Annotated in this window: 14 protein-coding genes and 2 rRNA genes; 11 read left to right on the forward strand and 5 right to left on the reverse strand. The window is 65.7% G+C overall.

Annotation, left to right across the window (positions count from 1 at the left end):
• From DES52_RS22150 to DES52_RS22175, 6 genes are all read left to right on the forward strand, one after another.
• A 23S ribosomal RNA gene (locus DES52_RS22150) occupies window positions 1-376 on the forward strand; the annotation flags it as partial.
• Window positions 377-438: 62 nt separating this feature from the next.
• Window positions 439-555: ribosomal RNA gene (gene rrf, locus DES52_RS22155) — 5S ribosomal RNA — on the forward strand.
• Window positions 556-662: 107 nt separating this feature from the next.
• Window positions 663-1,031 (forward strand): hypothetical protein, encoded by a 369-nt coding sequence (locus DES52_RS22160; RefSeq protein WP_110889013.1) that lies wholly within the window; start codon window positions 663-665, stop codon window positions 1,029-1,031.
• A gap of 192 nt (window positions 1,032-1,223) precedes the next feature.
• Window positions 1,224-1,871, forward strand: coding sequence for an NAD(P)-dependent oxidoreductase (locus DES52_RS22165; protein ID WP_110889014.1), 648 nt, complete (start codon window positions 1,224-1,226; stop codon window positions 1,869-1,871).
• A gap of 381 nt (window positions 1,872-2,252) precedes the next feature.
• Window positions 2,253-2,447 (forward strand): hypothetical protein, encoded by a 195-nt coding sequence (locus DES52_RS22740; RefSeq protein ID WP_146237430.1) that lies wholly within the window; start codon window positions 2,253-2,255, stop codon window positions 2,445-2,447.
• A 39-nt stretch (window positions 2,448-2,486) separates the two neighbouring features.
• Window positions 2,487-3,398, forward strand: a complete 912-nt coding sequence (locus DES52_RS22175; protein ID WP_110889016.1) for a nucleotidyltransferase domain-containing protein — start codon at window positions 2,487-2,489, stop codon at window positions 3,396-3,398.
• A 114-nt stretch (window positions 3,399-3,512) separates the two neighbouring features.
• On the opposite strand, the gene DES52_RS22180 is transcribed toward DES52_RS22175, so the two are convergent.
• Together DES52_RS22180 and DES52_RS22185 are read right to left on the reverse strand one after the other, a co-directional pair.
• Complete coding sequence (locus tag DES52_RS22180) at window positions 3,513-4,313, reverse strand: hypothetical protein (protein WP_110889017.1); 801 nt, start codon at window positions 4,311-4,313, stop codon at window positions 3,513-3,515.
• A 63-nt stretch (window positions 4,314-4,376) separates the two neighbouring features.
• Window positions 4,377-4,943 carry a hypothetical protein gene (locus DES52_RS22185; RefSeq protein ID WP_146237431.1) on the reverse strand — a complete coding sequence of 189 codons (567 nt, stop codon included), beginning with the start codon at window positions 4,941-4,943 and terminating at the stop codon, window positions 4,377-4,379.
• Between the two features lie 88 nt (window positions 4,944-5,031).
• On the opposite strand from DES52_RS22185, the gene DES52_RS22190 reads away from it, so the two are divergent.
• A complete protein-coding gene (locus tag DES52_RS22190; RefSeq protein ID WP_170131228.1) occupies window positions 5,032-5,904 on the forward strand; it encodes a helix-turn-helix domain-containing protein in 873 nt (290 codons plus the stop codon).
• A 9-nt stretch (window positions 5,905-5,913) separates the two neighbouring features.
• The gene (locus DES52_RS23355; RefSeq protein ID WP_211317984.1) at window positions 5,914-6,477 is read left to right on the forward strand and encodes an ankyrin repeat domain-containing protein; all 564 of its coding nucleotides are present in this window, start codon (window positions 5,914-5,916) and stop codon (window positions 6,475-6,477) included.
• A gap of 322 nt (window positions 6,478-6,799) precedes the next feature.
• On the opposite strand, the gene DES52_RS22205 is transcribed toward DES52_RS23355, so the two are convergent.
• The 3 genes from DES52_RS22205 to DES52_RS22215 are packed head-to-tail and all read right to left on the reverse strand — an operon-like array spanning window position 6,800 to window position 8,291.
• Window positions 6,800-7,003 (reverse strand): hypothetical protein, encoded by a 204-nt coding sequence (locus DES52_RS22205; protein ID WP_110889021.1) that lies wholly within the window; start codon window positions 7,001-7,003, stop codon window positions 6,800-6,802.
• A gap of 41 nt (window positions 7,004-7,044) precedes the next feature.
• Complete coding sequence (locus tag DES52_RS22210) at window positions 7,045-7,803, reverse strand: AfsR/SARP family transcriptional regulator (RefSeq protein WP_110889022.1); 759 nt, start codon at window positions 7,801-7,803, stop codon at window positions 7,045-7,047.
• Window positions 7,800-8,291, reverse strand: coding sequence for a cupin domain-containing protein (locus tag DES52_RS22215; RefSeq protein WP_110889023.1), 492 nt, complete (start codon window positions 8,289-8,291; stop codon window positions 7,800-7,802). The genes DES52_RS22210 and DES52_RS22215 overlap by 4 nt, the downstream gene beginning before the upstream one ends.
• A gap of 116 nt (window positions 8,292-8,407) precedes the next feature.
• On the opposite strand from DES52_RS22215, the gene DES52_RS22220 reads away from it, so the two are divergent.
• The 3 genes from DES52_RS22220 to DES52_RS22235 all read left to right on the forward strand — a co-directional run bounded on the left by DES52_RS22220 (window position 8,408) and on the right by DES52_RS22235 (window position 12,756).
• Entirely contained in the window at window positions 8,408-10,696 is a 2,289-nt protein-coding gene (locus tag DES52_RS22220; RefSeq protein WP_110889024.1) for a LuxR C-terminal-related transcriptional regulator, read from the forward strand.
• 288 nt (window positions 10,697-10,984) lie between these two features.
• Complete coding sequence (locus tag DES52_RS22230; protein WP_110889026.1) at window positions 10,985-11,509, forward strand: hypothetical protein; 525 nt, start codon at window positions 10,985-10,987, stop codon at window positions 11,507-11,509.
• A gap of 380 nt (window positions 11,510-11,889) precedes the next feature.
• The gene (locus tag DES52_RS22235) at window positions 11,890-12,756 is read left to right on the forward strand and encodes a hypothetical protein (RefSeq protein ID WP_110889027.1); all 867 of its coding nucleotides are present in this window, start codon (window positions 11,890-11,892) and stop codon (window positions 12,754-12,756) included.
• The last annotated feature ends 232 nt before the right edge of the window (window positions 12,757-12,988 follow it).

Here is a 12,988-nt window from a genome sequence, read left to right on the forward strand (position 1 = left end):
GCTGAAGAAGGTCCCAAGGGTTGGGCTGTTCGCCCATTAAAGCGGCACGCGAGCTGGGTTCAGAACGTCGTGAGACAGTTCGGTCTCTATCCGCTGCAAGCGTTAGACACTTGAGAAGAGTTGCTCCTAGTACGAGAGGACCGGAGTGAACAGACCGCTGGTGTCCCAGCTGTCCCGCCAGGGGCATACGTTGGGTAGCTATGTCTGGAATGGATAACCGCTGAAAGCATCTAAGTGGGAAGCCAACTTCAAGATGAAGTGTCTGTCCAGTTGAACTGGGTAAGACTCCCGGAAGATCACCGGGTCGAGAGGCCAGGAGTGCAAGTACCGAGAGGTATTGAGCTGACTGGTGCTCATCAGTCGAGGTCTTGATCGCCTTTCTTTCGCTCGAATTCGCAGGTTCGACTGCTGATTTTTTGCACCACCAAAACCGAGACACCCCGTGCTCATAGCACTGTGGACCCACCCCATTCCATCCCGAACTGGGTCGTGAAACGCAGTGGCGCCGATGGTACTTGGACCGCAGGGTCCTGGGAGAGTAGGTCAGCGCGGGGGTTTTCTTTTTTATTTCTACAAAGACAGGAAGGGCCGCCAAAAAGGCGGCTCTTTGACGAGGAGCGCCCGGGCATTCCCGAAGAGCGCTTTTTGAAGGAACGACGACTATGACAATGGCGAATATAAGTCCCTTGTCGAACGTTCCCCAGGACTTGCACGACATCCTGGCAGCCTCGCTGGAATTGCGAGAAGCCAAGCAGGTGTTGCGTAGCGGGAACGTCATCAAGGGCGTGCAGCGACACGAGCGCGCGAAGAAGACGTTGCACCGTGTGATGAGTACGCTGGCTGACGCGTCGAGCGAAGAATCGCTTCGCGAGGAATTCCGTTCGCTTCTGCAAGCGGGCGTAGAGTTCAAACGAGCCTACGACGCGTACCAAGCAGGCGGAGCCGCTGATTCGACGGCGGCGCTCAAGCTCGTGAAAGCGGAAAAGAAATTGATCGGGGAACTCGACTCCCTGGAACGCATTCTCAACTGACGCGCCAAGACGTCAGACAAAGAAAGCGAAGGAAACTCGGTCGCTCGGCGGGTGTAGTATGGTGACGCCACGCGCCGAGCGAATCGCCTTTACGAAGGCGGGCCGTTTGGCCGCTGTTCGATACGCGTCGTATACGACGTGCACGTTTCCATCATGGACGGCTTCGAAAGCTGTCAGAGCGGGGGTGCAGCGATGAACATCGTTCTATTCGGCGGAACTGGAAACATTGGCCAGAGAATCGCACTGGAGGCCGCGAATCGTGGGCATAACGTCGTGGCCGTGGTACGGGATCCCGCACGATCACAAGTCCCAGATTCGCGCGTTCGCCTGGTGAGAGGCGACGCGACCGACGCCGCGAGCGTCGCCTCCGTGGCGCGAGGCGCCGACGCCGTCGTGAGCGCCATTTCGCCTCGGCCGGGGACCACGGGAAGTGCGCCTTCCCTGGTCGACGCCGCTCGCGGGTTGATCGCGGGGTTGAAGCAGGCTGGCGTGAAGCGTCTGCTGGTCGTCGGCGGAGCGGGAAGCTTGGAGGTGGCTCCCGGCGTCATGCTGATGGACGCCCCCGGTTTTCCCGAAGCGTACCGAGGCGAAGCGGTTGAAGGGCGAGACGCGCTGGCAGTGTACCGTGCCGAAGCGGACGAACTCGATTGGACCTACCTGAGTCCGGCTGCAGAAATTCAGGCGGGAGAGCGAACGCAACGCTACCGCACCACGCTCGATCAGTTCTTGACCGACGAGCAAGGACGCAGCCACATCTCCTACGAGGACTACGCGGTGGCGTTGGTGGACGAACTGGAAAGGTCTCAGCACGTCGGGCGACGGTTCGGCGTCGCTTACTGAAACGCGAGCGTCCGGGGGAAAGAGCCTATGTTCTTTCCCCCGGACGCTCGCGTTTTGTCTTCGGTACTCAAGACGGCGGCCGCGCATGAACGCGTTGCGGCTTCGCCGTGCGGCTCGATCAGTATTGAACGCGCCGGGTCGTTCGGGCAGACACTTCTCGGCGAGCCGTCGCCCCACGCTGCTCAAGAACGCCGAATGAACAACGCGCGGCACGCGCTGGGCAACGAAGGCTACGAGGGGCGGACCGAGCGCGACGAGAGCTCACGCTCGTGGAGGCCGCTCCTCTCGCCAAAGAGATGCTGCCCTCTGCGACCTCGTCAAAGCAGGCGCGTCAATCTTGTTGCGAGCTTGGCCGAGGACTTCGGGCAGTATCTTGCCGTCGTGGGCATCGAAGCCCCGTGCTGGGAAGGCGATCCACCATCCCGGCAAGTCTTCGAGACCGGCTTTCCAGTCGTGCATCTTTGGGAAGGCCGCCGCGTATCCGGCGACCGCCTGATCGTGCGCCACAGCGAGTGGTCAGTACCCTTTCTCGGGCTGGTCGTGCACCTCGTCGAACTCGGCGCCTGGCCGACCTGAACGGTACCGAAGCGCTACGCTCGAACGAGGAGTCCAGCCGTGAACACCGATCTTCAATTCATTCCGCTCGGCACGCACGTCGTCACTCGCGTGCCCGTTCACACGCCGTCCGGAGAGATCACGCGGCCCACCGGGGCGGTGGGCGTGATCGTGCGCACCCCCGTCGATCCCCGGCACGCCTACCGCGTGCGCTTCCCCGACGGCTTCGAAACGAGCTTCCTGAAGCGAGAGCTCGACGTCCGAAAGCACCACAAGCAGCTCGACGCGCCGGACACGCCCGATTGGTTGACGTTCGTGCAGTACCGCTGCGTCGTCGGCTCTCGCGCGTTCGGTTTGGCCACTGACGAGAGTGACACGGACCGCCGCGGCTTCTACCTGCCTCCCGCCGAGTTGCACTGGTCGCTGTGGAGCGTGCCCGAGCAACTCGAAGACCACGACAACCAAGAAGCGTACTGGGAGCTTCAGAAATTTTTGTCGCTCGCCCTCAAAGCCAATCCGAACGTGCTGGAGTGCCTGTACACACCGCTGATCGAACACGCGTCGCCGCTCGCCCTCGAACTTCTGGCGATGCGCGGCGCTTTTTTATCGACGCTCGTGTATCAGACGTACAACGGGTACGTGCTGTCGCAATTCAAGAAGCTCGAAGCGGACTTGCGCAACCACGGCGAGATTCGCTGGAAGCACGCGATGCACCTCGTTCGCTTGCTGATCTCGGGCATCGCGGTGCTGGAGGAAGGCGAGGTGCTCGTGCACGTCGGCGAGCACAAGGAGGCGCTCTTGGCGATCAAGCGCGGGAGCGTCGCGTGGCAGGACGTGAACGCGTGGCGCTTGGCCTTGCACGCCCGTTTCGATCGGGCTCTGCCGAACAGCCGTCTGCCCGAGCGGCCCGATTACGCGCGCGTCAATGCCTTCCTGCTTCGCGCGAGACGAAGCATGCTTGCCGACGCTTGACCTTCCCGGCAGGCGTGCAAACGAGCAGGAGGGCCCACTCGATGGGAGGCGGCCAGCAAGTGAGGCGTTCGCACTTCCACGTCTTCAAGGGAGGCTTCTGCCCCTTCGCGACGCTCAATACTCGACGGGAACGGAAGAGCGGAGCGCGTAATGCACGCGCTTCAAGGCGCTGAGCTGTCCGCGTGACAAGGGCAATGCCAGCGCGAGGCGGCGCAAGGCTCTCGCGTGAACCGCGAGGCGATGCGGCGCGTCGGTTCCGGCTGTGGACGTGTACTCGAAGCGCACGCGCGTTCCCCACTCTTGTACGAGCGCGTCGAGGCGTTCGAGCGAAGGCGACTTGCGTCGCTCGGGATGCGCGAGGTTCTCGGCGTAGCGGCGAACGTGAAACACGTGATCGCTGCGCACGACGACCGCTTCGGGCGTGAGCTCACGGGCGTGCAGCAAGGCCACGCGCAAGGCTTCGCGTTCGGCGAGCGCGCCGTTGGCAGCGTCGGACGCGGGCAAGGTGAGCGCGTACGGACGCCCGTTCAAGGTGTACGCCACGCCCAGCGCGTCATCGGCGCGGTCGAAGCTGCCGTCGGCATGAACGAGCAGGGAGCAAACCGCGGGTTGCGTTCTCGTGAGCGTCTCTCGGACCGTCGCGCCGAGCGAAGCCCCGAGCGCGATCTGCTGCAGGGCGAGCGTGACGTGCGCAATTCGCTCTGCGGTCGGATGATGCGCCTTCTCGAGAAGCACGCCGTCGTAGCCGAGCGCGACCGCGTGGCGTTCGAGCAGGTGTTCGGACTCGACCATGCCGCGCTCGAGCGGCACGGCGTACGGCGCTTCGGCGAGCACGTAGCCGAGAACGACTTGAGCGTTCTCACGAAGAGAGGCGACGTGCACCGACGCCAGTCGGGAGTGCCGAGCGTACCGCATGCGCTCAGGGTACGCCGTGACCTTGACAGGGTGAATCGACGTGCGCGCCGTCTTCGCGTCGGATCACGCGCGGGCGCGGCGAACGAGCGCGCGAACGTTCGCGTGCCACGCCGCCCAATCGGCGGTCTCGAAGGGCAGCGTGGCCTTGAGGCGCGCGACGAGCACTTCCGCTTCGAGTTGCGCGAGGACAGAGTGTTGGCAGGGCGACAGCCAAGCGCTGTAAAGTTCGAGCACAAGCGTGCGCTTGAACGTGGCGGGCACGTCGAGGAACAAGGTCCTGGCGACGTGCAGCGTCAAGCGTTCGCGCGGGCACGACACGCGCGGTTCGGGCGGCGCTTCGCGGGCCTCGGCGCAGTCACGCTCGTCGAGGGGCAGGCCCAGAGCGTCGAGACCGACGATGGTGAGGCGGGTGTCCGCGTCGTACTCGTCGCGCAAGTCCAGTACGAACTGCGCGGCGTCCTCTGGAGTCGTGAAGGTCAAGGCGTGGATGTGACCGTGCGTGAACTCCTCGCCGTCGATACGGACGATCCACGCGACCGCCGAGCCTTCACGCGAGCAGTTCGTGGCAAGCGTAGCGGGAACTTCTTCAACGACGATGATGCGCGCCCTTGCCATAATTGACGATAGCACGTCTACGCAAATAGCGTAATGATTGAAACCGCGTCTCCTGGGAGGACGCCCGCGCCGGTGTCGAGCTTCGAGTGGCACAATGAGCGTCATGGTCGCCCCGTCCCTCCGCCTGCTGCACGAGTCCTCGCTTGGCTTCTTCGGCACGAGCGAGCGGGGCGCCCTCTCTCTCAAAACCATGCGGCGCGGCGCCGCGCTGTACGAAGTCGGACGCGCCCGCTACCGCGTCGACGACGATTGCTTCCTGGTGCTCAACGATCATCAGCCGTACGCCGTCGACGTCGACCGGAACGTGGAGTCCTTTTGCGTCTTCTTCCACCCTGCCTTCGCCGCGGGCGTGCTACGCGCCCTGCGCCTCACCCCGGCGGCGCTGCTCGACGCGCCGTTCGATACGAGCGCCCGCGTCCCCGAGCTGCTGGTTCGCACCTACCCGCAGCGGCACCCACTCGGTCGGCGGTTGCGCGCCGCGCGCCTGCTGAACGAGCGGCACGCGCTGCACGGCCCGCGCGTCGAGCAACTCGCGCTCACGCTGCTCGACGACCTGTACCGCCTCGCCGGAGAAGTTCGGGACGAGGCGGGCCGTTTGCCGTGGGCGCGCGCCGCCACCCGAGAGGAAACGTACCGACGCGTTCAGCGCGCCCGCGATTACGCGGAAGCTTCCTTGCACGCGCCCGTGACGCTCGCCGAACTGGCGGACGTCGCCAACCTCGCTCCTCACCACTTTCTGCGAGCGTTCAAGGTCGTCACGGGTGAAACGCCGCATGCGTTCCTGACTCGCCGCCGCTTGGAACGAGCGCGGCGTTTGCTGCGCGAAGGCATGCCGGTGGGACGCGCGGCGCTCGACGTGGGATTTTCAAGTCCGACCAGCTTCACCGCCGCGTACAAGCAACGTTTCGGCGCGCCTCCCTCTCACGAGGAGAAAACGAGCAATTCGGAAGAGGTCGCCGCGAGCGACGTGGCGTAAGGTCGAGCTATGACGTCGTTCACGAATCCCCTGCACGAACTGGTCGCCAACGCCCACGGAAACGCCGCTCGCGTTCAGGAATTGCTCGACGCCCACCCCGAGCTGCTCGAAGCGCGCTTCGAGACGTGGAATGAGACGGCGATGGAAGCCGCCGCTCACACGGGCAGCCGCGACATCGCCGAGTTGCTGCTGCAGCGCGGCGCCTCGCCGACGCACGGTGCGCTGGCAATGCTCGGGCGGGCGGACGCGTTGCGCGCCTTGCTGTCCGAACGGCCCGACTTGGCGAGCACGCCGGGAGCGCACGGCATTTCGTTGCTGTTCCACGCGGCGCTCAGCGGCGACGTGGAGACGCTGGAGACCGTGTGGGTCGCGGGGGCGCGCGAAGGTTTGAATGACGCGGTGCACGGAGCTTTGCACGCCCGCAGCGTGGCGGCGCTCAATTGGCTGCTGGCACATGGGGCGGGCGTGACGGCCCTCGACTGGCAGGGCCGCACCGCCTTGCAGGTCGCCCAGGAGCGAGGCTGGACCGAACTCGCCGCCGCGCTTCGCACAGAGGCAAGCAGCGAGCGTTGAAGGGATACGCCGACCTGGCGATCCCGACAAGCGGGGAGCCGGGGTACGCTCTTGGTGCCGCGTACCCCGGCTCCCGAAGGCTTTCGCTGCGGCTTGAGAATGATCAAGGCGAAGAGGACGACGCCCAGCGCTCCCACCACGAGGTGCGCTTTGTGAATGCCGTTCAGCACGGGCGCCTGCTCTCCCGGTATGACCGCCGCCTGCTGACCGACCGGGCTGGACGCCCAGGCGACTAAGCGGCCCGTGCGAGATACCACGTAGCCCAGAATCACGGCTTGGATGAGGACGTAGAGGGCCAGCGAGCCGAGCAGACAAAATTGCGTCACCGACCCCTACTGACCACACCAGATGAGCGCCAACCCGCTGACACCGTCAGCGTTCCGCCGATCTTGGGAAAGGCGCTCAACGCCGAGAACAAGGCCAAGTTGTGCCGCAAGGCGACCGGAGACGGCCCCCCTCGCAACAGTGCGGCCGAGAAGAAGGTCGGACCGAGGCCGATGACGGCGCTCAGAACGTGAATCAGCACGAGTAACTTTATAGAAACGACCTCCTGGACGAAGCGGGGACTCAGGCGGAAATCAGCGAACTGGAAGCGCTGGCAAGCGTGAGGGGCCGGTAAAGCGACTGAGCCAACGTCACGGTCTCCGGCAACGGCTCCGCGCCGAATTCGCGGCGCAGCAACGCGCACAGCCGCTCGTAAGCGCGCAGGGCGCGGTGGCGATTGCCCATTCGCGTGTGCAGACGCATCAAGCGGCGATGCGCGTCCTCGGAGAGCGGATCGAGGTCGAGCAGGCGCAAGACGACGCCGAGCGCCGCCTCGTGCGCTTCTTGAGCCTCGAGGAGCGTGGCGCGCTCGCGCAAGATCAGCAGCCACCACTCTTCCAGACGCTCGCGCTCGGCGCACAGCCACTCCTCCAATTCCGGGCAGTCGTCGAAGTCGTGGGTGGCGAGCAGTGAAGCGCGAGCCACGGGCAGCGGGACGCCCGAAGCGGCCTCGCCTGCCAGGAACAGACTTTGGACGTCGACTCGCACCTCCGGGTGAAGGGCCAGCGTCTCGCGGCCCTCCACGAGCGGCACTCCCGCCAAGCTGGCGAGCTTGCGCAGGAGATGCACGAGGTTGTTGCGGGCCGCGTCCTCACGCGTCTCGGGCCACAACAGCGAGGTCAAGCGGCCGCGAGGCGTGTGGCCTTCGATGGCGAGGTAAGCCAGCAGCGCCGCGGCCTTGCGCTCCAGGGGGCGAAGCGCTCCGTGGACATCGCGCAGGCTGGGCTGTCCGAGCACCTGCACCATGAACACAGCACTTCCGGTCATCACGTCGCGCATCATTGCTCCTCCTGCGAAGTCATCTCGGGAAAGAACTCCAAGCCGTATCGCTCGCCGACCGTCACGAGGCGCGGCACGTCGGGCGGATCGGGCGCGGTGGGCCAAAACTCGGCGGCAGGACGCGACACCTCGCGCAGAAAGTGCTCGAACCCCGCCGGGGTGTACATCACCAGCAGGCGGACGGTTTCGCTGCGCAACTTCAACGCGTGCGGCACGTTGCGCGGCAGCCACAGCACCTGGCCGGGAGCGGCCTCGGCGTACGACGCGCCTACCTGGACGCTCAAGCGGCCTTCCAGCACCGTGATCAACTCGTCTTCATGTCGATGAACGTGAATCGGAAGCTCGAAGGAACGCCGCGCGCACAGGTCGATGACGGCGAAACGCCCGCCGGTGTCCTCGCCGCTCATCAAGACGCTGAAGCGGTCGGCGCGCAAGTCGTAGGTGTTGCCGAGCGTCACGCGGCGCAAGAGGGTGAGGGGAGTCGAGTTCATACAGCACCTCGGTTTCGAATCGCAGTGTAGAAAGCGGGGTGGGGCCGCACATCCCTGATTCGGGGGAAGCTCCCCTCCCCCCTCGGAAGGGGGGGAAGCTATACTGGAGTGGCATCATGGCCGTTTCGTTGCCTCAGGCGCTTCCCGCGCCGCCAACCGCCTTGATCGGCCGGTCGCGTGAACTCGTGCAAGTCAGGCAGATCCTGAACTGGCCCGAGGTTTCGCTGCTCACCTTGACCGGGCCCGGCGGAGTCGGCAAGACGCGTCTTGCCTTGGAGGCGGCGCGCCAACTCGCGCCCCGTTTCCCTGACGGCGCCTTGTTCGTACCCTTGGCTCCCCTCGAGCGTCCCGAGCAGGTTCTGCGCGCCGTCGCGCGCGGATTGGGCGTTCAAGAGTCCGCCCAAGACCTCGTGGAGACGTTGGGCGCGACGTTGGCGGGACGCCAACTCCTGCTCGTGCTCGACAACTTCGAGCATCTGCTGGAGGCCGCGCCCGACTTCGGACGGTTGATGGCGCTCGCTCCGGACGTCACCTTGCTCGTCACCAGCCGCGAGCGTCTGCGACTGTACGGCGAGCACGAGTTTCCCGTACCGCCCCTGAGCTTGCCTCGGCCCGAGGATCCGATGGGCGAGGCCGTGCGGCTCTTTTGCGAGCGTGCCCGCGCCGTACGGCCCGACCTCGCGCTGGGAGACGGGGAGTTGCCGCTCGTCGAGGACATCTGCCGCCAACTCGACGGGTTGCCGCTCGCCATCGAACTCGCGGCCGCGCGGGTTCGCCTTTTGAGCGTGAGCGCCCTGCGTGACCGTCTCACTCGGCGCTTGGCGTTGCTGACCGGCGGAGCGCGCGACTTGCCTGAGCGGCAGCAGACGATGCGCGCCGCCATCGATTGGAGCCACGCCCTGCTCGACGACCAAGAGCAGCGGCTCTTCGCACGGCTGAGCGTGTTCATGGGCGGCTTCTCCTTGGAGGCCGCCGAGGCCGTGTGCGGCGATGGTCTCGACGTGCTGAGCGGCTTGGCGTCCTTGACCGACAAGAGCCTCGTCTCGGTGGACATGCAAGGCGGCGAAGCTCGGTACCGAATGCTGGAGACGGTGCGCGAGTACGCGCTGGAGTCACTTCAATCGAGTTCAGAGGAGGCCGACGTCCGACAAGCTCACTTGCGGTTCTTCCTAGATCTCGGCAGCCACCTCAACCGCCTCATCCAAGGATACGGACGGCCCGACCTGCAAGCGGTCGCCGCCGCCTTTCGGCAGTGGGACGAGGAACAACCGAACATTCTCTCCGCCCTCGCCTACGCCGCCCGCCTTCAGCAGGAAGCGGCCCTCTCCACGTTCGCCCACTACTTCGCGCCCCTGTCGGCCTCCCGCTTGGACTACGCCACGGCGTCGCCCGTGCGAGGCGCGCTCGAAGCCGTGCCGCGAGACAGTTCGGCGGCCGGGTGGCTGCAGTACGCCTTGGCCTTCCTGGCTTACCGGCGCGGTTTGTTCGCCGAGGGTCGCGCGTTCGCCGCCCGAAGCGTGGAGACGTTCGAAGCGCGCGGCGACGCCCGAGGGTTGGCCTCCGCGATGCAAGTGCGCGCCTACCTGACGCTTCCGCTTGATCCCGAGGCCGCTATGCGGGACTTGCAGGACTCCTTGGCGTGGACGCGGCCCAACGGTGACAACCTCATCAGCGTCATGGGGCTGGGCATGCTGGGCAGTCTGGCGCTTTGGCAGGGACGCTGGAACGATGCCCGCGCCATCTTGGACGAAGCCATCGCGTCCACCGAGGAGGTGCGAAACTACATCGGCCGGGCGTGGTCGCAGATGATCCTGGCGGCAGTCGATTTGCACGATGGCCGGACGGAAGCCGCCCAGCGTCTGCTTCGAGAGGTCCTGAACGTCGGCGAGCAACTTCAGAACACCGATCTGCAAGTCGGCGGCTTGTACGGCCTCGCCGCCTGGCTCGCGCACGAAGGTCGCTTCGCTCAAGCCCAGCGCTTCTGGTCGGCCGCCACGACCCTCGCCGAGAACCGCAATTACGACCCGACGCTGACGCAATCTCTCTTCGCGCCTTGGGTGTCGCCCGCGCTGGAGCGCCGTCACGAACCGGAAGGCGCGCGCGCCGCCGCCGAAGGGCAAGCCCTCGATACGACCGCCCTCATCACACGACTGGTCGCCTTCGGCGTGCCCGACGAAATGCCCGCGCCTTCCGCGCCGCGCACCCCGTCGACGTTCGCGCTGACGCCTCGCGAACGCGAAGTTCTTTCCCTGCTCGCCCAAGGCTTGTCGAACAAACAGATCGCCGCCAAGCTCGGCACGGGCGTGTACACCGTCATGGACCAAGTCAAGGCCGTGCTGAGCAAGCTCGGCGTGCCCAACCGCGCCGCCGCCACCCGCTACGCCATCGAACACGGCCTCCAGTAACGCCTCGTCAGGGCTGACGTGAACTCCCCGCCTTCATGATGTGACTCCAGCCGCGCTGCGAGAAGCGGGAACGCATGCTCGGCGCGAACTCTCCGCCGCCGCGCTGGCCGATGTCGAGGGCCCGGTTCGCTTCATCACGCGGCACGTGACGAGCGGCCGAAGATCCCGGCGCCTTTGCTCCCCGCTCCGAACCGCGCATCCAAGGCGCCCGACGCTCAGTCGGGCTTCACGCGAAAATCATGCCGAAGCCGCTAGCTTGCTTTCCGGAGACATCACGAGGAGGCACGCATGGGCAAGATCCGTTTGGGCGGTCGATTTCAACTCAAGTTCCACGAGTACCATTCCGCTCCCCCGCCCTGGGGCCGCGAAGATCTCCTGCGCCTGCACGAGGAGTTGGGCGGTACGTTCCCCATCGCCACGACACCTCGCCGTACGGACGTTCCGCGCATCGATCCCTTGTGGTACAACCTCGCCGATGGAATTCGAGCGGGCGACGCCGCTTGCGTGGAGCTCGGCGTGCGCTTCATCGAGGCGCAGTTCGTCGTGTCGTACTCCGGGTACGCGCGCGCTCGCCTCGCGCGGGCGCTTCGCCACGCGTTCCTCACGCCCACGCAGAAACGGCGGTTGTCGAATCACTTCTACAACCTGCTCATCGGCCAAGAGCGCTTCGACGAGTTCACGGAGTACATCCGGGTGTGGCGTGCCATCGCCGACGACGCCGAACGCACACGGGTGCGGACGTTCGTGGAGCAGAACTTACCGGAATCCTCCGCGTTTCGGACGAGGCTGTTACGCGTCTTCGAAGGCGTCTGATCGGAAGGGTCGGCGGGCGACGCCTTTCCCTCAAGGTCACGTCTCGGCGATGACGGACGCAGCGAGACTACGAGCGGTCACGCCAACAAGATGGCGCTGCTCGGCCGCTCGCGCGTCCCGACGGGGCGTCGCACGCGAGCGCCTGCCGAGACTCAAGCGAGCCACGATCGGCGCCGAACCGCTGGAATCGAGTCGATCCACGAGCTTTTCTCATCCTCGAAGGACGGCGGAAGCATCGCGAGCAGGCGCGATCGAGATCGCGCCGCATCGTCCACGTCAACCGTAAACCTCGTCGAAGCGTCGGTTCGAGCGAACGATGCGCCCGTGACGACGGTCCACCTACGCTGTGCTCGCGGCCGGAGAAGCCGTAGGAGGAAATCATGCACGCCTCGACCCGTCGTTCACACCTCACGCCGAATCGCTCGCCTGCTCGCTGGCGCCACGCGCTCTACACGTTCGCGGCGCTTCTCACCGTGGCTGTCATGCAGCTTTTCATGGGTTCGTTCACGGTGGCGCTCGAACCGTTCGGCGTCAAGCTCGGAGTCTTCGAGCCGGGCGTTCCGCGTTTCGTCGACGCTTGGTACCAAGCTCAATGGGCGGTGCTGTCGGCCATCTTGCCTTGCGGCGCGCTCCTCGCGTCCCTGCGGCGACCGACGGAGCGCCCCTTGCTGATTCAGTTCTTCGCCTTGGTCGTGTCGCTCGTCGCTCTGACCTTCGTGGTCGTGCCCGGCCCTGAAGACACCGCCAACATCGGGCTCGAACTTTTGATCGCCGCGGGCATTCCGCTGGGACTCGCCTTGAGCACGTACCCGGCTCCTCGCGCGTTGCTTCGTCGGCCTTGGCGCGCACCCGTCCACTTGCCGACGCTCGTCGCGAGCGCCGTGATGGCGCTCGCACTGCTTCCGATAACGCTGCGCGAAGCTCACTTGCAGGCCACCACGCGCGACTACCTCGCGCAGCATCTCACGCACGCCAGCGCCGTGACGCTCGCGCTGCTCCTGACCGCCGGGGGACTGCTGAGCGCGTTCGGGACTCCGGGCGCCCGCGTGATCCGAATCCTCGTCGGCCTTTCACTCTTGTATCTCGGTCTTTGCGCCTTCGCGACCGTCGAGCGCGCGGGCAGTTGGGGAGCTCCGGGCGGAGCGGCGGCCCTGCTGGGCGGCCTCGTGTTTCTGACGCTTCCCGCGTGGTCCGGTCGAAGGGTCGGTTCGAACGCTGCTCGAGACCGACACGACGAGGGGCACTGATGGTGTTGCCGCGCGAGCACTGGGGGCGAAGCCCGAAGAGACGATCAAGGAGCCTACACGAGTTTTGAACGGGTGGTAGGCGAGGGTTGAACGGGCAGGCGCGACACTCGGGTCATTCGAAGCGAGACCGCTTCGCCAAGGAGACTCCCCATGACCCGCACGATCCGCACGCTCGCCCTGTCCGCCCTCGCCGCCCTCACCCTCACCACCAGCCTCGCCTCGGCGTCGAGCG

This window comes from Deinococcus yavapaiensis KR-236, assembly GCF_003217515.1.
GTDB classification, from domain to species: Bacteria; Deinococcota; Deinococci; order Deinococcales; family Deinococcaceae; genus Deinococcus_A; species Deinococcus_A yavapaiensis.